Source organism: Mycolicibacterium arabiense, from assembly GCF_010731815.2.
GTDB lineage: Bacteria > Actinomycetota > Actinomycetes > Mycobacteriales > Mycobacteriaceae > Mycobacterium > Mycobacterium arabiense.
Genome location: NZ_AP022593.1, coordinates 5,607,160 through 5,629,931 on the forward strand (window position 1 = coordinate 5,607,160; position 22,772 = coordinate 5,629,931).

At 69.2% G+C, this 22,772-nt stretch carries 13 protein-coding genes and 1 pseudogene; 8 read left to right on the top strand and 6 right to left on the bottom strand.

Features of this window, described 5'->3' with window-relative positions:
• Positions 1–26: 26 nt before the first annotated feature.
• The 3 genes from G6N61_RS28735 (at position 27) to G6N61_RS28745 (ending at position 2,275) form a co-directional block, all read left to right on the top strand.
• On the top strand, positions 27–920 hold the full coding sequence (locus G6N61_RS28735; protein ID WP_163924248.1) for an Rv1363c family protein: 894 nt from the start codon (positions 27–29) through the stop codon (positions 918–920).
• The gene (locus tag G6N61_RS28740) at positions 917–1,555 is read left to right on the top strand and encodes an Rv1363c family protein (RefSeq protein WP_163924249.1); all 639 of its coding nucleotides are present in this window, start codon (positions 917–919) and stop codon (positions 1,553–1,555) included. Before G6N61_RS28735 ends, G6N61_RS28740 begins: the two co-directional genes overlap by 4 nt.
• Before the next feature lie 75 nt (positions 1,556–1,630).
• A complete protein-coding gene (locus G6N61_RS28745; RefSeq protein ID WP_163924250.1) occupies positions 1,631–2,275 on the top strand; it encodes a 2-C-methyl-D-erythritol 4-phosphate cytidylyltransferase in 645 nt (214 codons plus the stop codon).
• Here G6N61_RS28745 and G6N61_RS28750 read toward each other — a convergent pair.
• A complete protein-coding gene (locus G6N61_RS28750) occupies positions 2,272–2,982 on the bottom strand; it encodes an IspD/TarI family cytidylyltransferase (protein WP_179973542.1) in 711 nt (236 codons plus the stop codon). The two genes, G6N61_RS28745 and G6N61_RS28750, sit on opposite strands and share 4 nt — an antisense overlap.
• Before the next feature lie 86 nt (positions 2,983–3,068).
• Here G6N61_RS28750 and G6N61_RS28755 point away from each other — a divergent pair, with 86 nt between their 5' ends.
• Both G6N61_RS28755 and G6N61_RS28760 read left to right on the top strand, forming a co-directional pair.
• Entirely contained in the window at positions 3,069–4,325 is a 1,257-nt protein-coding gene (locus G6N61_RS28755; protein ID WP_170314496.1) for a low temperature requirement protein A, read from the top strand.
• Positions 4,326–4,406: 81 nt separating this feature from the next.
• A complete protein-coding gene (locus G6N61_RS28760; RefSeq protein ID WP_163924251.1) occupies positions 4,407–4,826 on the top strand; it encodes a ChaB family protein in 420 nt (139 codons plus the stop codon).
• Between the two features lies 1 nt (position 4,827).
• On the opposite strand, the gene G6N61_RS28765 is transcribed toward G6N61_RS28760, so the two are convergent.
• Positions 4,828–6,087 (bottom strand): MFS transporter, encoded by a 1,260-nt coding sequence (locus G6N61_RS28765; RefSeq protein ID WP_163924252.1) that lies wholly within the window; start codon positions 6,085–6,087, stop codon positions 4,828–4,830.
• A gap of 209 nt (positions 6,088–6,296) precedes the next feature.
• Here G6N61_RS28765 and G6N61_RS31185 point away from each other — a divergent pair.
• A pseudogene (locus G6N61_RS31185) lies at positions 6,297–6,491 on the top strand (MerR family transcriptional regulator); the annotation flags it as partial.
• A gap of 543 nt (positions 6,492–7,034) precedes the next feature.
• On the opposite strand, the gene G6N61_RS28770 reads toward G6N61_RS31185, so the two are convergent.
• The 4 genes from G6N61_RS28770 to G6N61_RS28785 are packed head-to-tail and all read right to left on the bottom strand — an operon-like array spanning position 7,035 to position 11,012.
• Positions 7,035–7,835 (bottom strand): ABC transporter permease, encoded by an 801-nt coding sequence (locus tag G6N61_RS28770; RefSeq protein WP_163924254.1) that lies wholly within the window; start codon positions 7,833–7,835, stop codon positions 7,035–7,037.
• Positions 7,835–8,719: an ABC transporter permease gene (locus G6N61_RS28775; protein WP_163924255.1), complete on the bottom strand. Its 885-nt coding sequence runs from the start codon at positions 8,717–8,719 to the stop codon at positions 7,835–7,837. The genes G6N61_RS28770 and G6N61_RS28775 overlap by 1 nt, the downstream gene beginning before the upstream one ends.
• Entirely contained in the window at positions 8,698–9,891 is a 1,194-nt protein-coding gene (locus G6N61_RS28780) for an ABC transporter substrate-binding protein (protein ID WP_163924256.1), read from the bottom strand. The genes G6N61_RS28775 and G6N61_RS28780 overlap by 22 nt, the downstream gene beginning before the upstream one ends.
• 20 nt (positions 9,892–9,911) lie before the next feature.
• Entirely contained in the window at positions 9,912–11,012 is a 1,101-nt protein-coding gene (locus G6N61_RS28785) for an ABC transporter ATP-binding protein (RefSeq protein WP_163924257.1), read from the bottom strand.
• Positions 11,013–11,238: 226 nt separating this feature from the next.
• Between G6N61_RS28785 and G6N61_RS28790 the strand changes: the two genes are divergently transcribed.
• Both G6N61_RS28790 and G6N61_RS28795 read left to right on the top strand, forming a co-directional pair.
• Positions 11,239–12,216, top strand: a complete 978-nt coding sequence (locus G6N61_RS28790; RefSeq protein WP_163924258.1) for an NAD-dependent epimerase/dehydratase family protein — start codon at positions 11,239–11,241, stop codon at positions 12,214–12,216.
• 1,314 nt (positions 12,217–13,530) lie between these two features.
• A complete protein-coding gene (locus tag G6N61_RS28795) occupies positions 13,531–22,761 on the top strand; it encodes a type I polyketide synthase (protein ID WP_163924259.1) in 9,231 nt (3,076 codons plus the stop codon).
• Positions 22,762–22,772: the final 11 nt, after the last annotated feature.

The window sequence follows — 22,772 nt, forward strand, 5'->3', positions numbered from 1 at the left end:
CCCTGACGAAGAGGACAGGAGGTCGCATGGCGCCCCCCAAGCGAACCTCGTCGGCGCTCGGCGGCGACGACGGGGACGACCCACAGGACGCGGCCGCACCGACGTCGCCCGACGACGTGCTGGCCCTGGCCGAAGAGGCCGAAGCCGAGGCCGCTGAAGCCGAAGCACTGGCCGCCGCAGCCCGCGCCCGTGCCCGCGCGCTGCGCCTGCGTAGGGAAGCCGCAGCCGCTGGTGCATCCGCACCGACCACCGTGACACCGATCACGGCTGCGGAACCAAGCGAGGCCACTGAGGTCGTCGGGCCCGACGAGCCGGATGTAGTCGACGAGCCCATTACCGACGAACCCATTACCGACGAACCCGCTGCCGCCGACGATCCCGCTGCCAGCGACGATCCCGCTGCCGCCTCCCGGCAACGCAGGCTCCGGTTGCCACGGCCGTCGCTGGCGCTGGCCGCCGCCGCGCTCGCGATCGCGCTCACCGTCGGATTCGTGGCTGCGGGTGTCTACATGACCCTGCATCACCAGCGAGTCGTGGCGCAGCAGGAGCGCTCCGCCGAGTTCGCGGCCGCTGCCCGCCAGGGCGTCGTGACCCTGATGTCGCTCGACTTCACCCGCGCCGAGGAAGACGTGCAGCGCATCATCGACAACACCACCGGCGACTTCCGCAAGGACTTCGAGGGTCAGGCGGAGATCTTCACCCAGGTCGCCCAGGAATCGAAGGTCATCACCGAGGCGACCGTGAACTCGGTCGCGGTGGCATCGATGACCCAGGACACGGCCACCGTGTTGGTGGCGGTCACGACCAACGTCTCCAACGCCGCCAGCCAGGAGCAGCAGCCCAGGTCCTGGCGGCTCAGCGTCGACGTGGCCCGCGACGCGGGCCAGATCAAGCTGGCGAAGGTGGAATTCGTGCCATGACCGACGAGACACGCGAACCCGTTCCCGGCGAACCGTCCACCGGCGTCGACGAGACCGAGCCGGCAGCAGTCGAACTCGACGACACCACCGCCGAGGCATCGCCCCCGGCCGCCGCCACCTCGACGCGCGGCACGGCGCGCCCGGGTGGTCTCCGCGGCATCCTGATCCCCGCGGTGCTGGCGGTCCTGCTGCTCGCCTCGGCAGCGTTCGCGGCCTGGGTCTACGTAGAGCAGTACCGGCCCGACGACCAGACGAGCAGCACCGTTGCCGCATCGGCCATGGACGCGGCGTCCGAGGGCACCGTCGCGCTGCTGTCGTACTCGCCGGAATCACTCGATCAGGACTTCGCCACGGCCAAGACACACCTCACCGGCGAATTCCTCACCTATTACACGCAATTCACCACCGACATCGTCACGCCCGCGGCCAAGCAGAAGGACGTCAAGACCTCTGCGGACGTGGTCCGTTCCGCGGTCGCCGAGATCCAACCGGACTCCGCGGTCGTCCTGGTCTTCATCAACCAGACGACCACCAGCAAGGAGAACCCGGCAGGCTCGTTCACCGCGAGCAGCGTCAAGGTGGGCATGACCAAGGTCGACGGAAAGTGGCTCATCAACGCGTTCGACCCGGTCTAGGTCTCGCCGCCGACCGACGACGATCCGATAGCGTGCTGGCCGATGAACCCAACGGCGACTGAACCCTGCGCGATCGTGCCCGTGGACGCGGCCGTCCAGCGCGCGGCGCTGTTCTGCGCCGTCGCCGGAGAACCGGCGCTGCTGCGCGTGCTCCGAACCCTGCTCGGCGATCGCCGCGTACCTGCCCGGCGCATCGTCGTCGTGGCCCAGCCGGAACTCGTCGACGACATCGCCGCGGCCACGGCCGACGCCGGCCTGGCCGAGATCGCGGTGCTCCCAGGCAATGCCACGCGCGTGCAGTGCGTGCGACGTGGGCTCGAGCATCTCGACCCGGGTCCGGACGTGCCGGTGCTGGTACACGACCATCGGTGCCCACTCGCGTCCGCGGCGGTGACCGACCGGGTACTCGAGGCGCTCGCCGCGGGCCACGACGTCGTGGCGCCGGTGCTGTCGATGACCGACACCGTGAAGCAGGTCGACGAGACCGGCGCGGTGGTCGACACCATCGACCGCCAGGCGCTGCGCACGGCACAGCATCCCCGCGGTTACCGCGCGGCGACGCTCGGGTCGCTGTTGCGCGAGGACGATTGTGAGTTCACGTCGGCGCTGACGTCGGGTACGCCGATCGAGACCGTGACCGGAGACGGCGACGCCATCACCGCGGACCTGCCGGCCGACGCCGCGCTGCTCGACGCCATCCTGGCCGCTCGTTCGACTTAGGCGTCGTCGCCCAGCAGGTGTGCGGCCACGGCGACGTCGTGGGGGAACGTCACCTTGAAGTTCGTCGGCGGACCGGGAAACACGTGCACGTCGACGTCGGTGAACCGCTGAATGCACGCCGAGGTGTCGGTCCCGTCGAAGCCCTCGGCCGCTGCCGCCCGGTACGCCGCGAGCAACGGCCGGGCGTGGAACGCCTGGGGCGTCTGCACGCGCACCAGGGCGCCGGGCACCCGGCTCGGGCGATCGCCGTCGTCGCGGAACACGTCGCCGGCCGGCATACCGGGGATGGCGCCGCCGAACTGGCGCGCCGTGGCGAGCGCCGCCGCCATCAGATCGGGGCCTGCCAGCGGGCGCGCGGCGTCGTGGACGAGCACCACGTCGACGTCCCCGGACTCGATGTCCGGGGCGAGATGATTCAGCACGTTCCACTCGGAGCCGTGCCGGGTATCCCCGCCCTCGACCAGTTCGATTGCGGCCGAATCGACTTCGGCGGCCAGCATGCGCTCCGCGGTGGCGCGTTCACCGCGGCGGTACACCAGCACCACCCGGTCCACCCCCGGTGCGGCCGCGACGGCGTTCACCGACCACGACACCATGCTGCGGCCGGCCAACGGCAGGTACGCCTTGTTGCCGTCGGCGCCGACGCGGGTCCCCATGCCCGCCGCCAGCACGACGCCCACGGCGGCGGGCCCGGTGGTCGAACGCATCCGCTCACGGTAGACGGATGTAGCGGCGCGGACTCCGACCCGGTACGGTTCCGCCGGTCAGAGAGCAGGTAGAAGGGAGCAGGTCGATGAGCGATCCGCAGCCGCAGGTGCCCCACACGGCGCGTGCCCATCGGATCCGGCCCATGGCCGGGCGCGACCCACACGAGAACCACCGGGTGGCCACGCCGCTGGAGCTACTGTTCGACCTCACGTTCGTCATCGCGTTCGGGATCGCCGCGTCCGAACTCGCGCACGCGCTGGCCGCCGGTCACGTCGGCACCGGGCTGATCGCCTTCCTCTTCTCGACGTTCGCCGTCTGCTGGGCGTGGATCAACTTCACCTGGTTCGCCTCGGCCTACGACACCGACGACTGGGTCTACCGGGTCCTGACGATGGTGCAGATGGTCGGCGTGCTGGTCCTGGCACTCGGCATCCCACCGTTCTTCGCGTCGATCGAGCACGGCGGGCACCTCTCCAACGAGATGCTGGTCGCCGGCTACGTGGTGATGCGGGTCGCGATGGTGACGCAGTGGCTGCGCGCGGCCCGACAGGATCCCGGGAGGCGGGCCGCCAGCCTCACCTACGCCACGGTCATCACCATCGTCCAGGTCGGGTGGATCGTGGCGATCTTCCTGCCCGTCGGCGTAACCCTCGGCCTGGCGATGTTCGCGATCCTCGCGCTGGCGGAGATGTCCGGACCCTGGCTGGCCGAGACCCGCAAGGGTGGCACGCCATGGCACGCCCACCACATCGCCGAGCGATACGGACTGCTGGCGATCATCGCCCTCGGCGAGGGAGTGGTCGGCACGGTGGCGTCGCTGACCGCCGTCGTCGGCGAGCACGGGTGGACGCCCGACGCCATCCTGCTCGCGGTGGCCGGCACCGCACTGACCTTCGCGATGTGGTGGATCTACTTCGCCATGCCGTCGGCCGACGTCCTGCACGCCCATCGTGAGCGGTCGTTCCTCTTCGGTTACCTGCACATCGCCGTGTTCGGCGCGATCGTCGCCACGGGCGCCGGACTGCACACCGCGGCGTACTACGTCGAGGACCACTCCGAACTCGGGTCCACCGGGACGGTGCTGTCGGTCGCGTTGCCGGTCGGAATCTTCGTGCTGCTGGTGTTCGGCCTCTACGCGCTGCTGGTGCGGTCGTTCGACACGTGGCACGTCGTGCTCAGCCTGGTCACCGTCGCCGTGCTGGCGGCAGCGGTGGTGTCGGCGATGGCCGGCGTCCCGATGACGGCGTGCCTGCTCATCGTCACGCTCGCACCCGCGATCGGCGTGGTGGGCTCCGAGATCCTCGAGCACCGGAGGGCCGGGACCGCGCCGCCCGCCTCGTAGATCGTGTTCGACGGCCGCGTGGTGGGTACGCACCCTGACAGCGGCGCACACGCGTCGCGGTGAGTCAGACGGGAGTACGACATGCCGAAGACGACCAAGAGCGGGCAGGCGAAGAAGAGCGAGCTGCCCAGCACGTTGAAGAAGTCGCCGGAGAAGGCGCAGCGGACGTTCGCCAAGGCGCACGACGCCGCCGCCGAGGAGTACGGCGAGGGTCAACGGGCCTATCGGACGGCGTTCAGCGCCGTCAAGCACAGCTTCGAGAAGGTCGGCGACCACTGGGAGGCCAAGGACGAGAAGGGCCCTTCGGACGAACGCGCCCAGAGTGGCGGTCCCAACCCCAAGGGCGAGACCGCCGAGGGCGTCGACGCGAATGCCAGCAAGAAGCACCTCATGGACGTGGCGAGGCGCCTCGACGTCGACGGCCGGTCGAAGATGACGAAGGACGAACTCGTCACCGCGATCAGGAAGGCCAACCGCCGCGAGTCGGCGAAGAACCGCTAGGTCAGCGCGGCTCGAACGTCTCCAGCAGCGACCGTTCCTGCTCGGCCTTCATCAACCGGCGCGCCTTGCGCCGGGTGATGAGGATGCCGACCACCGCGATCGTCCACACCGCGTACTGGACGGTCCACGCGACGTGGAACGAGTCGAACGAGTAGCCCCCGGAGGCGTCGAGGATCGCGCCCATCGCCTGCATGACCATCAGCGCGGCGAGGAAGCCGCCCATGTTGACCATGCCCTGGGCGGTGCCCAGCGTAGAACTGGGATTGAAGGTGCGGGCGAAGTCGAAGCCGACCATCGATCCCGGCCCGCCGACCGAGATGACGACGACCAGCACGACGAGCAGCCACAGCGGTGCCCGCGACGGGAGCGCCAGCACGACGGTCCAGATGATCGCGTTGCTGGCAATGATCAGCAGGACCACCCGCGAGCGGCGGTGGGGTAGCCGGCCGGTGACGATGCCGATGACGATGCCCGCCGAGATCGCCGCCACCACGGAGACCGTCAGCAGCGCTCCTGCCGTCGCCGTCGACAGCCCCTGCGCCACGGTCAGGTACGGCACACCCCACATCAGTGCGAAGACCGTGACCGAGAACTGCGTACCCATGTGCGTGAAGAAGCCAAGGCGGGTCCCTGGGCGCAGCCATACCGTCTTGACGCTCGACAGGGTCGCCCGAACCGTCATGGCCTCCGTGGCCACCTTCCGGCCATGTGGCGTGTCCTTGATCAACGCGAACGCCAACACCATCGCCAGGGCGCCCAGTGCGGTGACCGAGGCGTACGCGGTCGCCCATCCCGCCCCGGTCAGCAACGCGAGGAACGGGAGTGCCGACAGCACCTGACCGAGTTGCCCGCAGATGCCGGTCAGCTGGGTCAGCAGTGGCACCTGCTTGGGCGGGAACCAGTGCGGTACGAGTCGGAGCACCGAGATGAACGTGACTGCGTCGCCGAGGCCGACGACGGCGCGGGCACCGATCGCCAGTGGTAGCGACGACGTGAGCGCCAGCGTGATCTGGCCGGTCGCCATGAGAGCCGCGCCTGCGACGATGAGCACCCTGGACCCGTACCGGTCGAGCAGGATCCCGGCGGGCACCTGCGCGCAGGCGTAGACCACGACCTGCAGGACCACGAAGGTCGACAGCACACTCGGCCCTGCGGCGAAGCGGTCTGCGGCTTCCAGCCCGGATACGCCCAACGTCGTGCGGTCGAGAACCGCAACGATGTAGGCGAGAAGACCCGTCGACCAGATGACCCAGGCGCGCACTCGGTCGATCGTCCCGTACCGGTGGGCCCCGGAGCGAATCACCGCCGCGGCGCGTGGACGTCGACGCGTTCGCTGAATTCGTCATCTGGTGACGTGAACGTCATCAGTCTGCGTGGTCAGAGCGCTTTCTGGATGGCTACAGTGGCGGTCGGCATCGTTGCAGACGGCGTCGACCCATGTGAGCTATTCGGCAATCGGAGCGAAGGACAGTGGCTGAGTATCGACTGAACGACCTGGCCGTCCTGTCAGGCGTGAGCGCGCGCAACATCCGCGCCTACCGCGAGCGCGGGCTCCTCGACGCGCCGCAACGGCGGGGCCGCGCCGCGTACTACGGCGATCAGCACCTGGCGCAGTTGCGCGCCATCGCCAGTCTGCTGCAGCGCGGCTTCAGCACCGCGCACATCGCCGAGTTCATCACGGGCATGCGCGAGGGGCACGACCTCGCCGACGTGCTCGGCATGCACGACGCGATCTTCGGGAGCCCCGCCACCGCCGAGCCGGCAGCGGTCGACATCGATCCGGACGGCGACGAGGCCAAACGACTCCGTGACCTCGGCCTGGCCGAGGTCGCATCCGGCCGGGTAGTCCTGGCGAACCCCGCGCTGGCACGGATCGTCCGCCGATCCCCGGAGCCCGTCGAATACGTGCGGACGCTGCTGCGACTGGCCGACGCCACCGCCGAACCGGTGGAGCGTCTGGCGACCGCGGTCGTCGGCGAACTCACGGCTGCGGCGATCGACAGGTTCGGCGAGCCGGTGGTGCCCGACCACGAGTCGATGGCCGAGTTGCGGCGGGTGATCGCCGACCACCGCGAACTCGCCGAGCAGGTCGTGATCGATCGGCTCGGCGCGTCGATGCGCAGGCACTCGTCGGCGGCGGTCGAGTGGTACACGACGGACGTGTTGCTCGGTGGAAATTGGGGACCCGGCGGTGGTGGTCGCGGGTCGTCAGATGCGGGTGCCCGCGGGGTCTCCGCCGAAGCGCTGCGCCAGCCACACGGGGACGATCGCGAGGACGGTCAGCGCCGCGGCGACGACGTTGATGACGGGGGCCTGGTTGGGACGGAACAGGTTGCCGAAGATCCAGATGGGCAGGGTCTGGACTGACGGTCCCGCGGTGAACGTGGTGACGACGATCTCGTCGAAGCTCAGGGCGAACGCCAGGATCGCACCCGCGACCAGTGATCCCCGCATCATCGGGAACGTGACGTAGCGGAACGTCTGCCATGTCGACGCGCCCAGATCGGCCGATGCGTCCTCGAGATGCGTTCCGAGACGGCGCAACCGGGCCTGGGTGTTGTTGAAGACGATGACGATGCAGAACGTTGCGTGCCCGACGATCACCGTCGCCAGTCCCAGGGTCAGCCCGAGGGCGGACGTGAACGTCGCGTTCAGCGCGATGCCGGTGACGATGCCGGGCAGCGTGATCGGCAGCACCACCAGGAAGCTGATGGTGTTGCGCCCGAAGAAGTCGAACCGCTGCACGGCGAACGCGGCCATGGTGCCCAGGACCAGTGCGATGACCGTGGCGCCGACTCCGACGACCGCGGAGTTCGCCAGCGACGTCCACATGCCCTTGCTGTTCGCGGCGTCGCGCCACCACTCGAGGGTGAAGCCGCTCGGCGGGAACGCGAACGAACGCGAGGAGTTGAAGGCGTTGACGACGACCAGAAGCAATGGTGCATGGAGGAATACGAGGACCATCACGGTCCAGGCGCGCAGACCACCACGGGCGGAGCGGGACAGCATCAAACGTTCTCCAATGCGCCCGTGCGCCGCATGGCGAGGAGGTAGGCGATGATCGCGACCAGCGGAATCACCGACAGTGCGGCGGCCAACGGCTGGTTGTTGGCGGTCACCAGCTGGCCGTAGATGACGTTGCCGAGCAGTTGGCTCTTGCCGCCGACGATGGTCACCGCGATGTAGTCGCCCAACGACAGCGAGAACGTGAAGATGGACCCGGCGGCGATGCCGGGGAACACCAGGGGCGCCATCACCATGCGCAACGTCGAGAAATCGGATGCCCCGAGGTCGGCGCTGGCGTCGACCAGCGAGTTCGGCACCCGGTCGAACGCCGCGAAGACCGGGATGATCATGTACGGCAGCCACAGGTAGGTCAGCGTGATGGTCGTGGCGATCAACCCGTAGCCCGGCGAATGCCCGGTGGCCCACTGCAGCGGCCCCTCGGGTGACAGCATCACGCGCCACGCGTAGGCCTTGACCAGGTAGCTCGCCCACAGCGGGGTCGTGACCGCCACGACGAGCGCCAGCCGCATCCGTGCCGACGCCACCTTGGCCATGTACAGCGCAAGCGGTACCGCCAGCACCGCGCACAGCACGGTGACGAGCAGTGCCACGCCCACCGTCCTGATGGTGACGGCGCGGAACAGTTCGTCGGTCAGCACCCTGGTCAGGTTGTCGCCGGTGACGGTGTGGACGACGGCGCCGGTGAACGAGTTGGTGGTCCAGAACGCCGAGACCATCAGCACCGCAAGCGAACCGAGGTATGCGACGCCCAGCCAGGCCAGGGGCGGGATCAGGAGCAGGGAGAGACGCAGCCGCCTACCCAGACCGGGTGCGCGGACGGGCGGCGCCTCGGTCGAAACCGACGTCACCCCTTGATCTGCTGCCATCTGCTGACCCACTCGTCGTAGGCCGTGCAGTCATCGCCGCTGCCGTCGACGCACTGCTTCTGCGGGGTGGTCCAGTAGTGGATCTGCGCGGCGAAGTCGGCGTCGGTCGCGTGGTAGATGTCGCAGTAATCGCGTTGGGTGGTGAACTCGCAGGCCTTGGTCTGGCCCGGGGCCTCGCCGAAGTACTCGGCTGCCTGGGCGTTGATCTCGGGCGAGGTGATCCAGTTCATCCACTCGTACATGCAGTTCGGGTGTGCGGCCTTCGACGACACCATCCAGGTGTCCGACCACCCGGTCGCGCCCTCCTTGGGCAGGACGGTGTTGACCTGCACCTTGTTGCCCGCGCCGATCGTGTTGGCGATCACCTGCCACGTCGTGCCGATCACCGAGGTGCCGGACTCGAAGGCCTGCACCTCCTTGGTGTAGTCCGACCAGTACTCGCCGACGTTCTCCCGTTGCGCGCGCAGCAATTCCACGGCCGCGTCGAGTTGTTCGGCGTTCAGCGAATACGGGTCCTCGATACCCAACTCCGGCTTGGTCTTCGACAGGTACAGCGCGGCGTCGGCGATGTAGATGGGGGAGTCGTAGGCGGTCACCTTGCCCTTGTACTTACCCGAGTCGGTGAACACGGCACCCCAGGAGTTGGGCGCGTCCCGGACGACGTCGACGTTGTACATCAGGAGGTTGGCACCCCACCCGTGCGGGATGCCGTACATCTGGTCATCGACCGAGTTCCAGGGCTTGTCCTTGAGGAACGGGGAGATCGTCTCGTAGTTCGGGACCAGCGAGGTGTTGACCGGCGCGACGTCACCGGCGTAGATCAGCCGCAGCGTGGCGTCACCTGAGGCCGAAACGCCGTCGTACTGACCGCTTCTCATCAACTGGACCATCTCGTCGGACGTGTTGCCGATCTTGACGTTCACCTTGCAGCCGGACTGCTGCTCGAACGGCGTGACCCAGTCGACCTCCGGATCGTTCGATCCGTTCTCCGCGTAGCCGGCCCACGTGACGAGGTTGAGTTCACCTTCACCCTCGCCGAGCGCGCCGAGCGCCTCCATCTGCGGCGGCTCCTCACCGCCGCCTGCGCCGCCGCCGTCGGAGCCCGAACAGCCCGCGACGAGTGCGGCGCACGCGGTCAGCGCCAGACCGAGTCGAATCGCGTGGGTTCTCATGTGCACTCCTGAGTGGTCGGTCAACTGGACAGATCGTGAACGGCGTCGTCGTCCCACGCGAACGTGATGGGGGCGCCGTGGTCGAGGTCGTCGGGAAACGCCGTCGCGGCGTTGAGCATCGTCGCGGTCAGGGTGACCCCGGGCGCCGCGACCGCGGTCACCCGGGTGGTGGCACCCGAGTAGATGACCTCGGCCACCGTCGCGTCGACGGTGCGGCTCCCCGGTGCGCTGGTCTCGCCGGGGCGCAGGACCGACACCTTCTCCGGCCGTACGGCGAAGACGCCCGGCCTGCCGACGATCACCCGGGCGGCCTCGCCGTCGAAGACGTTGGACGTCCCGACGAAGTCGGCCACGAAGCGGTTCGCCGGCCGTTCGTAGACGTCGCGCGACGGACCCACCTGCTCGATGCGGCCGTCGTTGAACACGGCCAGGCGGTCGCAGAGCGTCAGTGCCTCGTCCTGGTCGTGGGTGACGATGACGAACGTGATGCCGACCTCGCGCTGAATTGCCTTGAGTTCCACCTGCATCTGCTCGCGCAGCTTGAGGTCCAGCGCCCCGAGCGGTTCGTCGAGGAGCAGCACGCGTGGCCTGCCGACCAGTGCGCGGGCGAGCGCGACGCGCTGACGCTGCCCACCGGACAGCTGCGCCGGGCGCCGCGCCGCGACGTCGGTGAGTCGCACCATGTCGAGCGCATCGGCCGTGCGCGTGCGGCGGTCGGACCGCGCCACGCCGCGGACCTTGAGCCCGTACTCGACGTTCTGGCCGACCGTCATGTGCGGGAACAGCGCGTACTCCTGGAACACCGTGTTGACGTCGCGGCGCTGGGCGGGCAGTGACGTCACGTCCTCCCCGCCGAGGCGGATCGTGCCCGCGGTGGGCTCCTCGAATCCGGCGATCATCCGCAGCACCGTCGTCTTTCCCGAGCCCGACGGGCCGAGGATGGCGAAGAGTTCACCGTCGTAGACGGTCAGATCGGCGCCCTCCACGGCGACCACGTCGGCACCCCGGGCGCTGCCGCGGTCGCGGAACACCTTGCGCACACCGTCCAGTTCGATCCGGGGTTCGGTCGCCTCGGCGGCGGTCGTGATGCCGGGCGCCGCGTCGACCCGTCCGGAAGGCATGGCTGATCTTATGAATTCCTCCGCGATATCGCAGCGTCATCACGGATCGCGCGCCGTGGCGTGTCGAATCCGACGGGTTCCGTCGTCGCGCTCACAGCGATCGCACAGCCGCCACGTCCCCGCGAACGTCGGTTACCGCCACGCCAAACTCATGATGGCGTGGCGGTAACCTACGTTCGGCGGAGTTGAGCGGTCGCACAGCCTAAGCTGCGGTCGTGGAGGCGCGATGAAGAAGCTGGTCCTCGGCGCGAGCGGCTTCCTCGGCTCACACGTGACCCGTCAACTGGTCGCCAACGGCGAGGACGTCCGCGTCATGGTGCGAAAGACCAGCTCTATTAAGGGAATCGACGACCTCGACGTGGAACGCCGGTACGGCGACGTATTCGACGACGCGGCGTTGGCGGACGCGATGTCGGGGTGCGACGTCGTGTACCACTGCATCGTCGACGCGCGCATGTGGCTGCGCGACCCGGCGCCGCTGTTCCGCACCAACGTCGAGGGTTTGCGACACGTGCTCGATGCGGCCGTCGCCGCGGATCTGCGCAAGTTCGTCTACACCAGCACCACCGGCACCCTGGCGATCAGCACCACGCGACAGGTCACCGAGGACGACCCGCACGACTGGGACGACGGCGGTCCGTACATCAGGGCCCGGGTGGACGCAGAGAACCTGGTGCTGCGGTACGCCCGCGAGGCCGGACTGCCGGCAGTCGCCCTGTGCATCTCCACCACGTATGGCCCAGGGGACTGGCAGCCGACCCCGCACGGCAGGCTGATCGCGCAGGTGGCCGCCGGGCGCTTCCCCTTCTATCTCGGATTCTCCGCGGAGGTGGTCGGCATCGAGGACGCCGCGCGCGCCATGCTGCTGGCCGCCGAGCACGGGCGCGTCGGTGAGCGGTACATCGTCTCCGACCGCTACCTGAGTTCGCGCGAGGTGCACGCCATCGTCGCGGAGGCGGTGGGACGCCGTGCACCCCGCATCGGCCTACCGCTGCCGTTGCTGTACGGGGCCGCCCGAATCAACGATCTGGCCGCCGCGGTGCTGCGCCGCGACCTCGAGTTCGCTGCGGTGGGGATCCGCATGGCCGAACTGATGTCGCCCCTGGATCACCGCAAAGCCGAGCGAGAACTGGGTTGGACGCCCCGACCGGTCGAGGAGTCGATCGCCGCCGCTGCTCGGTTCTTCCAGAACGAGGCTCGCTGACCGTCCACGCGTGCGGCCTGCATTGGCCGGATTCCTGGTGCCGATGGCGACGACGACGCGGGTGTGGCCAGTGGCACTGACGGGGAAGTTGGTGTTCGGGTCGTGTCCTGGCCGTCACGTCGACCGATCGGCGTGACGTGGGGACGAACCCGCTGCCGCACTCGGCGGCGGAGGCTCACCCGCAGTGCCGACGTCCGCGGTTCCGCCCGCGACGGCGTCTGCCGAACCACGGAGATCCGGCTCGACCATGTAGTCGCCATGGTCACGGCGGTCGACGTCCAGGACTCGCTGCGATCGGAGCCAGGCGGTGAGTCTCGGATTGCCAACAGGGCTCGGCGGAGGCCCGTGACCTGTGGCAGAGCGGGCGGACGATCGTCTCCCACGACCAGCGCCCGTGCAGTTCGCCACCGACCGGCAGGGTGGGCACCACGCTCGCATCGACCTCGTGAAGCTGGCCGGGAGTGGAGCGTCCCCCGTGACCGCGCCCCGTGCGGGCCTGGGTAGACGACGACCCACCGATCGGCGGGACGAGCAGCGGGTGACGCCCTGCCTCGAGCGTCCTAGTCCGTGGTCAGCCATCAGCGCAGGCAGGGTCGGCGCCGACCCCACCGGGATGGACTGGGCCGTTTCGGTGCGGCCCGGGTCGTACCGCCGGCAGCCCGACCGGGGTTCACCGCGGAGAGGGCGCACCCGGCCGCGGTGCGAGCCCCAGTCGAGACCGACGTGTACGGCACCGGTGGACGTGAGCCGCGTCCTCCGGCTGGATCCGGCCGATGGTGCCCAAAAACTTACTGATCAGTAAGTCCGCTCAGCAAACTTCATGACGCGGATCGAAACGCCGACTAGACACATCGGAGGATGTTGTCGAGCTTCGCCGTGGCTCCGCGACGCGTTCGAGGGCCGGAAAATCTCACATAACGATTTGGTAACAATGCTGCCTTGATCTGCGCTGTTATAGCTACTCGACCGTAACCACACGCATGCAGGACGTTTGTCCCGGAACGTCGGCGGGCCGTCCGGACGACGTGTTATCCAACACGTGGTTACTCGAGCGTAGAACTCACCAGTAACCATTCTGGGCCCGTGGAGCCGGTCAGCTCTTATGACACTCTTACAAGGGCTCACACACACGCCAGGCTCCCACCCGGGGGAGCCGGTACCGCGTCCCAGAACGCCAGACGGTCGATGCGGCAGTGGCCCAGATGTAGTCGGAGATTCGACGCCGAATCATCCCCCGCAAGGTAGCGGGGCCGACCCAGACGAACGCCGACGACGAGCAATACGCGCGAGCAGCGCACGAGGAGATGGCAACACGTGACGATCAACGAACACGACAGGGTTTCGACGGGGCGCGGAGCGGTCGGATCGACATCGACCCACACGGCGCACGCGCTGGTCGATCAGCTCAACGCCGGTGAACCCTATGCAGTCGCGTTCGGCGGCCAGGGCGGCAACTGGCTGGAGAACCTCGAGGAACTGATCAGTTCGGCGGGCATCGAGTCCGAACTCAGCGAGGTCGTCGGCGAGGCCGCGCTCCTCCTGGAGCCCGTCGCCCGTGAACTGGTCGTGGTCCGTCCGGTCGGCTTCGAGCCCATCCAGTGGGTGCGTGCGTTGGCCGCCGACGAGACGCTGCCGACCGCCAAGCAGCTCACCACTGCCGCGATCTCCGGACCCGGCATCCTGCTCGCCCAGATGGCCGCCATGCGCGCCGTGGAACGCCAGGGCCTCGATCTGCAGGGCACTCCGCCCGTGGCGATGGCCGGACACTCCCAGGGCATCGTCGCCGTCGAGTCGCTCAAGGCCGGCGGCGCACGCGACGCCGAGCTGCTCGCCCTGCTGCAGCTGATCGGTGCGGCGGGCTCCCTGGTCTCCCGTCGTCGCGGCATGGTCGGGCGAGGCGACAAATCGCCGATGGTGTCGGTCACCAACGCCGATCCCGACCGCATCGCCGAGCTGCTCGAGGACTTCTCCACCGACGTCCGCACCGTGCTGCCCCCGGTGTTGTCGATCCGCAACGGCCGCCGTTCGGTGGTCATCACCGGCACGCCCGAGCAGCTCGCACGCTTCGAGCTGTACTGCTCGAAGATCACCGAGCGGGAAGAGGCCGAGCGCAAGGCGAGGCTGCGTGGCGGCGCCGTGTTCAGCCCCGTGTTCCACGGCGTCCAGGTCGAGGTCGGCTTCCACACGCCGCGCCTGGCCGACGGCGTGTCCGTGGTCGACGGGTGGGCCGCCAGGACCGGCATCGACGCCGACCTCGCCCACGCCATGACCGAGGCGATCTTCGTCAAGCCGATCGACTGGGTCGCAGAGGTCGAGCGACTCCACGACGCCGGCGCGAAGTGGATCGTCGACCTCGGCCCCAGTGACACCCTCACCCGCCTGACCGCCCCCGTGATCCGCGGACTGGGCGTCGGCATCGTTCCCGCGGCCACCCGCGCCGGACAGCGCAGCCTGTTCACCGTCGGCGCCGCTCCCGAGATCGGTCCCGCGTGGTCGAGCTACGCGCCGTCGGCGATCACCCTGCCCGACGGCAAGGTGAAGCTGTCGACGAAGTTCACCCGCCTGACCGGCCGGTCGCCGATCCTGCTCGCGGGCATGACGCCCACCACCGTCGACGCGAAGATCGTCGCGGCGGCCGCCAACGCCGGCCACTGGGCCGAGCTGGCCGGCGGTGGCCAGGTCACCGAACCCATCTTCGATGCGCGCATCGAAGAGCTGACCCAGCTCCTCGAGCCGGGCCGCGCCGTGCAGTTCAACTCGCTGTTCCTCGACCCGTACCTGTGGAAGTTGCAGCTGGGCGGAAAGCGCCTGGTGCAGAAGGCACGTCAGTCCGGCGCGCCGATCGACGGCGTCGTCGTCACCGCGGGCATCCCCGAACTGGACGAGGCCGTCGCCCTCATCGAGGAACTCAACGGCATCGGCATCACGCACATCTGCTTCAAGCCCGGCACCGTCGACCAGATCAAGTCGGTCATCAAGATCGCCGCCGAGGTGCCCGAGCGCGACGTCATCGTGCACATCGAGGGCGGCCGCGCCGGTGGCCACCACTCCTGGGAAGACCTCGACGACCTCCTGGTCTCGACCTACGGCGACCTGCGCAAGTCGGCCAACATCACGATTTGCGTCGGCGGCGGCATCGGCACGCCGGAACGGGCCGCCGAATACCTGTCGGGCCGCTGGGCCACGCAGTACGGCTTCCCGCTGATGCCGGTCGACGGCATCCTCGTCGGCACCGCGGCGATGGCCGCGCTCGAGGCGACCACCTCGCCGGCCGTCAAGCAGTTGCTGGTCGACACCACCGGTACTCCCGCGTGGGTCGGCGCCGGAAAGGCCCAGGGCGGCATGGCATCCGGGCGCAGCCAGCTCGGCGCCGACATCCACGAGATCGACAACGCCGCGTCCCGCTGCGGCCGCCTGCTCGACGACGTCGCCGGTGACGCCGACGCGGTCGCCGAGCGTCGCGACGAGATCATCGCCGCGATGGCCGTCACGGCCAAGCCGTACTTCGGCGACGTCGACGACATGACCTACCTGCAGTGGCTGCGGCGCTACGTCGAACTCGCCATCGGCGACGGATCGAGCACCGCCGACACCCGCAAGGACGGCTCGCCGTGGCTCGACGTCAGCTGGCGCGACCGCTTCGAGGAGATGCTCAAGCGCGCCGAAGCCCGTCTGCACCCGCAGGATTCGGGACCTATCGAGTCGCTCTACACCGTCGACGAGACCGGTGAGGAACTGCTGGAGGACCCGGAGCGCGCGTTGGCCGCACTGCTCGAGCGGTACCCCGACGCCGAGACGGTCAAGCTGCACCCCGCCGACGTCCCGTTCTTCATCACGCTGTGCAAGACGCTGGGCAAGCCGGTCAACTTCGTGCCCGTCATCGACAAGGACGTGCGCCGCTGGTGGCGCAGCGACTCGCTGTGGCAGGCGCACGACGCCCGCTACACCGCCGACCAGGTGTGCATCATCCCGGGCACCCAGGCCGTCGAGGGCATCACCCGCGTCGACGAGCCCGTCGGCGACCTGCTCGACCGCTTCGAGAAGGCATCGATCGACGAGGTGCTCGCCGCAGGCGTACAGCCCGTCGCCGTGGTGTCGCGCCGTCAGGCCCGCGCCGACGTCACCGGACCGCTGGGTGTCGTCCTCGATTCACCCGACGTGCTGTGGGCCGGTCGCACCGCGATCAACCCCGTCCATCGGATCGGCTCGCCGAACGAGTGGCAGGTCAACGAGAACCGTTCTGCGACACACCCGTCCACCGGTTCGCGCCTGGAACTGATCGGGGAGCAGGTGACGCTGAGCGTCCCGCTGTCCGACATCTGGATCACCATCCGGTTCACGCTGCCCGCGACCACGGTCGACGGCGGCATGCCGGTGGTCACCACTGAGGACGCCTCGGCGGCGATGCGCGCCGTGCTGGCGATCGCGGCCAACGTCAAAGGCCCCGAGGCACTTCCGGAGGTGCACGACGACAGCACCACCGTCACCGTGTCCTGGGATCCCGAGGAGGTCGCCGACCACACCGGTGTCACCGCCACGTTCGGGGCTCCGCTGGCACCTGGCCTGACCCTGGTGCCCGACGCCCTGGTCGGCCGCTGCTGGCCGGCCGTCTTCTCGGTCATCGGCTCGGCCGTCACCGAGACCGGCTTCCCGGTCGTCGAGGGTCTGCTCAGCCTGGTGCACCTCGACCACGCTGCGCACCTGCTCGCGCCGATGCCCCAGTCGAAGGCCGAACTGACCGTCACCGCAACGGCTTCGGCCGCCGTCGACACCGAGGTCGGCCGCGTCGTCCCCGTGTCGGTCACCATCGCCGACGCCTCGGGCACCGTGCTGGCCGAACTCGAGGAGCGCTTCGCCATCCGTGGCCGCAGCGGCGCCGCCGAGCTGACCGATCCGGTGCGTGCCGGCGGCGCGATCACCGACAACGCCACCGACACCCCGCGCCGTCGCCGTCGCGACGTCACGGTCACCGCGCCCACCGACATGAGTGCGTTCGCCGTGGTGTCGGGTGACCACAACCCGATCCACACCGACCGGGCCGCCGCACTGCTCGCCGGGCTGAAGACGCCCATCGTGCACGGCATGTGGCTGTCGGCCGCAGCGCAGCACGTCGTCACCGCCACCGACGGGCGGGCCACCCCGCCTGCGCGACTGGTTGGCTGGACGTCGCGCTTCCTCGGCATGGTCCTGCCCGGCGACGAGATCGACTTCCGCGTCGACCGCGTCGGCATCGACCGTGGCGCCGAGATCATCGAGGTCACCGCCAAGGTCGACAACGAACTGGTGATGGCGGCCACAGCGCAGCTCGCGGCACCCAAGACCGTCTACGCCTTCCCCGGCCAGGGCATTCAGCACAAGGGCATGGGCATGGAGGTCCGTGCCCGGTCCAAGGCCGCCCGCAAGGTGTGGGACACGGCCGATAGGTTCACCCGCGACACGCTCGGCTTCTCCGTGCTGCACGTGGTGCGGGACAACCCGACCAGCCTGATCGCCAGCGGCGTGCACTACCAGCACCCCGAGGGCGTGCTGTACCTGACGCAGTTCACCCAGGTCGCCATGGCGACCGTCGCGGCGGCGCAGGTCGCCGAGATGCGCGAGCAGGGTGCGTTCGTCGAGGACGCCATCGCCTGTGGTCACTCGGTCGGCGAATACACCGCGCTGGCCTGCGTGTCGGGCGTGTACGAATTGGAAGCCCTGCTGGAGGTGGTGTTCCACCGCGGCAGCAAGATGCACGACATCGTCCCGCGTGACGAGCACGGCCGGTCCAACTACCGGCTGGCGGCGATCCGTCCGTCGCAGATCGACCTCGACGACGACGACGTCACCGACTTCGTCGCCGAGATCTCCGAGCGCACGGGCGAGTACCTGCAGATCGTGAACTTCAACCTGCGCGGCTCGCAGTACGCCATCGCCGGCACCGTGCGTGGTCTCGAGGTCCTCGAGGAAGAGGTCGAGAAGCGTCGCGAGATCAGCGGCGGCAAGCGGTCGTTCATCCTCGTGCCCGGCATCGACGTGCCGTTCCACAGCTCCGTGCTGCGGGTCGGCGTCGCCGACTTCCGGCGCTCGTTGGAGCGGGTCATGCCGCGCGACGCCGACCCGGCACTGCTCATCGGCCGCTACATCCCGAACCTGGTGCCGCGGCCGTTCACGCTGGACCGTGACTTCATCCAGGAGATCCGGGACCTGGTCCCCGCCGAGCCGCTCGACGAGATCCTCGCCGACTACGACACCTGGCTCAACGAGCGGCCGCGCGAGCTGTGCCGCAAGGTCGTCATCGAATTGCTCGCGTGGCAGTTCGCCAGCCCGGTGCGCTGGATCGAGACCCAGGACCTGCTCTTCATCGAGGAGGCCGCGGGCGGTCTCGGCATCGAGCGCTTCGTCGAGATCGGCGTGAAGTCCGCGCCGACGGTGGCGGGCCTGGCGACCAACACCCTGAAGCTGCCGGAGTACTCGCACAACACCACGGAGGTGCTCAACTCCGAGCGCGACGCCGCCGTGCTGTTCGCGACCGACACCGACCCGGAGCCCGAGGCCGAAGACGCACCTGCGGCGGCCGCTCCGGCCGCCGAGGCGGCGACGGTCGAGGCGGTCCCCACGGCCCCGGCGCCTGCCGCGGCGCCGTCGGGTGGCCCACGCCCAGAGGACATCACGTTCGACGCGGCCGACGCCACGATGGCGCTCATCGCGCTGTCGGCGAAGATGCGCGTCGATCAGATCGAGTCGCTCGACTCCATCGAGTCGATCACCGACGGTGCGTCGTCACGCCGCAACCAGCTGCTGGTGGACCTTGGCTCCGAACTCAACCTCGGTGCCATCGACGGTGCGGGCGAAGCGGATCTGGCCGGCCTCAAGGGGCAGGTGACCAAGCTGGCGCGTACGTACAAGCCGTTCGGTCCGGTGCTCTCCGATGCCATCAACGACCAGCTGCGCACGGTGCTCGGCCCGTCGGGCAAGCGCCCGGCGGCGATCGCCGAACGCGTTACCAAGGCATGGGAACTCGGCGCAGGCTGGGCCAAGCACGTCACGGCCGAAGTGGCGCTGGGAACCCGTGAGGGCAGCAGCGTCCGCGGCGGCAGCCTCGGCGGTCTGCACGACGGAGCGCTGCCCGACGCGGCGACGTTCGACAAGGTCGTCGACGCGGCGGTCGGTGCGGTCGCAGCGCGACGCGGCATCGCGGTGTCGCTGCCGTCGGCAGGCGGAGCCGGGGGAGGCGTGGTGGATTCCGCCGCCCTCACCGAGTTCGCCGAGACGGTGACCGGACGCGACGGCGTGCTCGCCTCCGCGGCCCGGATGATCCTGAATCAGCTCGGCCACGATGCGCCGGTGAGCGTCGGCGAATCGGTCAACGACGCCGAACTCGTCGACCTGGTGACCGCCGAACTCGGGTCCGACTGGCCCCGTCTGGTGGCACCGACGTTCGACGGCCGCAAGGCGGTGCTGTTCGACGACCGGTGGGCCAGTGCCCGCGAGGACCTCGCCCGGCTGTGGCTGGCCGAGGAGGACGAGATCGACGGCGACTGGAAGCGACTCTCCGAGCGCTTCGAGGGTGCCGGGCACGTCGTTGCGACGCAGGCGAACTGGTGGCAGGGCAAGGCCCTGGCCGCAGGCCGCAACGTGCACGCGTCGCTGTACGGCCGCGCCGCGGCCGGCGCGGAGAACCCCGCCAGCGGTCGCTACGCCAACGAGATCGCCGTGGTGACCGGCGCGTCGAAGGGGTCGATCGCGGCCTCGGTGGTCGCTCAGCTGCTCGACGGCGGTGCGACGGTCATCGCCACGACGAGCAAGCTCGACGACGACCGGCTCGGGTTCTACAAGGCCCTCTACCGCGACAACGCCCGGTTCGACGCGACGTTGTGGGTCGTCCCGGCCAACATGGCGTCCTACGCCGACATCGACGCGCTGGTCGACTGGGTCGGCAACGAGCAGTCGGAGAACCTTGGGCCGCAGTCGATTCACCTCAAGGACGCCCTGACGCCCACGCTGCTGTTCCCGTTCGCCGCACCTCGGGTGGCCGGTGACATGTCCGAGGCGGGCTCGCGCTCCGAGATGGAGATGAAGGTGCTCCTGTGGGCCGTGCAGCGGCTCATCGGCGGGCTGTCGCACATCGGCGCAGAACGCGACATCGCGTCGCGTCTGCACGTGGTGCTGCCCGGCTCTCCGAACCGCGGCATGTTCGGTGGCGACGGCGCCTACGGCGAGGCCAAGTCGGCGCTCGACGCCGTGGTCACGCGGTGGAAGGCCGAGACCTCGTGGTCGCAGCGCGTGTCGCTGGCCCACGCCCTGATCGGCTGGACCAAGGGCACGGGCCTGATGGGACACAACGACGCCATCGTCGGCGCCGTCGAAGAGGCTGGGGTCACGACCTACTCCACCGCGGAGATGGCCTCGATGCTGCTCGCCCTGTGCGACATCGAGTCCAAGGTGGCCGCAGCCCGCGCGCCGCTGCACGCCGACCTGACCGGTGGACTCGGCGACGTCGAGATCGACATGGCCGAACTCGCCGCCAAGGCGCGCGAGGAGATGCTGGCCGAGTCCAAGCCCGACGCCGACGAGGCGGATGGACGCACCATTCGCGCCCTGCCGTCGCCGCCGCGCGGGTACACCGCGGCGCCGCCGCCGGCCTGGGACGACCTGGACGTCGACCCGGCCGACCTGGTGGTCATCGTCGGCGGTGCCGAACTCGGGCCGTACGGCTCGTCGCGCACGCGCTTCGAGGCGGAGGTGTCCGGCGAACTGTCGGCCGCAGGCGTGCTGGAACTCGCGTGGACGACCGGTTTGGTCAAGTGGGAGGACGACCCGAAGCCGGGTTGGTACGACACGTCCTCGGGCGACCTCGTCGACGAGGGTGAACTGGTCGAGCGCTACCACGACACGGTGCTCGAGCGGGTCGGCATCCGGTCATGGGTGGACGACGGCGCGATTGATCCCGATCACGCTGCGCCGCTGCTGGTCTCGGTGTTCTTGGACAAGGACTTCACCTTCGTGGTGTCGTCGGAGGCCGACGCCCGGGCGTTCGTGCAGTTCGACCCCGAGCACACGGTCATTGCGCCGGTGCCGGACGGGTCCGACTGGCAGGTCACCCGCAAGGCGGGCACCGAGATCCGGGTTCCCCGCAAGGTGAAGCTCTCCCGCACCGTGGGCGCGCAGATCCCCACCGGGTTCGATCCGACGGTCTACGGCGTCACGCCGGACATGACGAACTCGATCGACCGGTTGGCGCTGTGGAACCTGGTCACCACCGTCGACGCGTTCCTCGCCTCGGGCTTCACCCCGACCGAACTGATGCGCTGGGTGCACCCCAGCCTGGTCGCCAGCACGCAGGGCACCGGCATGGGTGGCATGACGTCGATGCAGACGATGTACCACGGGAACCTGTTGGGCAAGAACAAGCCGAACGACATCCTGCAGGAGGTGCTCCCGAACGTCTTCGCGGGTCACGTCGTGCAGTCCTACATTGGCAGCTACGGCTCGATGATCCACCCGGTGGCGGCATGTGCCACGGCCGCGGTGTCCGTCGAGGAGGGCGTCGACAAGATCAAGCTCGGCAAGGCGGAGTTCGTGGTCGCCGGTGGTTACGACGACCTGACGCTGGAGGCCATCACCGGCTTCGGTGACATGGCGGCGACCGCCGACACCGAGTCGATGCGCGCCAAGGGCATCAGCGACTCGAAGTTCTCCCGCGCCAACGACAGGCGCAGGCTTGGCTTCGTCGAGTCCCAGGGCGGCGGCACGATCCTGCTGGCCCGCGGTGACCTGGCACTGGAGATGGGTCTGCCCGTGCTGGCGGTCGTCGGGTACGCGTCGTCGTTCGGCGACGGCGTGCACACGTCGATCCCGGCTCCGGGCCTTGGCGCCCTCGGCGCAGGGCGTGGCGGCAGGCAGTCGCAGCTGGCCAAGTCGCTGGCCAAGCTCGGCGTCGGTGCCGACGACATCGCCGTGATCTCCAAGCACGACACGTCGACGCTGGCCAACGATCCCAACGAGACCGAGCTGCACGAGCGGCTCGCGGCCTCGATGGGCCGGTCGACGGGCAACCCGCTGTTCATCGTCAGCCAGAAGAGCCTGACGGGCCACAGCAAGGGCGGCGCGGCGGCGTTCCAGATGATGGGGATGTGCCAGATGCTGCGCGACGGCGTCATCCCGCCGAACCGCAGCTTGGACTGCGTCGACGACGAGCTGGACCACGCACAGCACTTCGTTTGGGTGCGCGAGACCCTGCACCTCGGCGAGAAGTTCCCGCTCAAGGCAGGTCTCGTGACGAGCCTCGGCTTCGGTCACGTGTCGGGTCTGGTGGCGCTGGTGCACCCGCAGGCGTTCCTGGCCGCACTCGATCCCGAGCAGCGCGAGGACTACCAGCGTCGTGCCGGTGAGCGCGTGCTCGCCGGGCAGCGCAGGCTCGCGTCGGCGATCGCCGGTGGCCCCGCGCTGTACGAGAAGCCGGCTGATCGCCGGTTCCACCACGACGAGCCGGAGAAGCGGCAGGAGGCCGACATGCTCCTCGACGCGTCGTCGCGGCTCGGCGCGGATGGCTGGTACGCGCGGTGACGGAGTCGGGC

Coding starts and splice junctions, on each gene's coding strand:
- G6N61_RS28735 (WP_163924248.1), top strand. CDS start 27: ATGGCGCCCCCCAAGCGAACCTCGTCGGCGCTCGGCGGCGACGACGGG.
- G6N61_RS28740 (WP_163924249.1), top strand. CDS start 917: ATGACCGACGAGACACGCGAACCCGTTCCCGGCGAACCGTCCACCGGC.
- G6N61_RS28750 (WP_179973542.1), bottom strand. CDS start 2,982: ATGCGTTCGACCACCGGGCCCGCCGCCGTGGGCGTCGTGCTGGCGGCG.
- G6N61_RS28755 (WP_170314496.1), top strand. CDS start 3,069: ATGAGCGATCCGCAGCCGCAGGTGCCCCACACGGCGCGTGCCCATCGG.
- G6N61_RS28760 (WP_163924251.1), top strand. CDS start 4,407: ATGCCGAAGACGACCAAGAGCGGGCAGGCGAAGAAGAGCGAGCTGCCC.
- G6N61_RS28770 (WP_163924254.1), bottom strand. CDS start 7,835: ATGCTGTCCCGCTCCGCCCGTGGTGGTCTGCGCGCCTGGACCGTGATG.
- G6N61_RS28775 (WP_163924255.1), bottom strand. CDS start 8,719: ATGGCAGCAGATCAAGGGGTGACGTCGGTTTCGACCGAGGCGCCGCCC.
- G6N61_RS28780 (WP_163924256.1), bottom strand. CDS start 9,891: ATGAGAACCCACGCGATTCGACTCGGTCTGGCGCTGACCGCGTGCGCC.
- G6N61_RS28785 (WP_163924257.1), bottom strand. CDS start 11,012: ATGCCTTCCGGACGGGTCGACGCGGCGCCCGGCATCACGACCGCCGCC.
- G6N61_RS28790 (WP_163924258.1), top strand. CDS start 11,239: ATGAAGAAGCTGGTCCTCGGCGCGAGCGGCTTCCTCGGCTCACACGTG.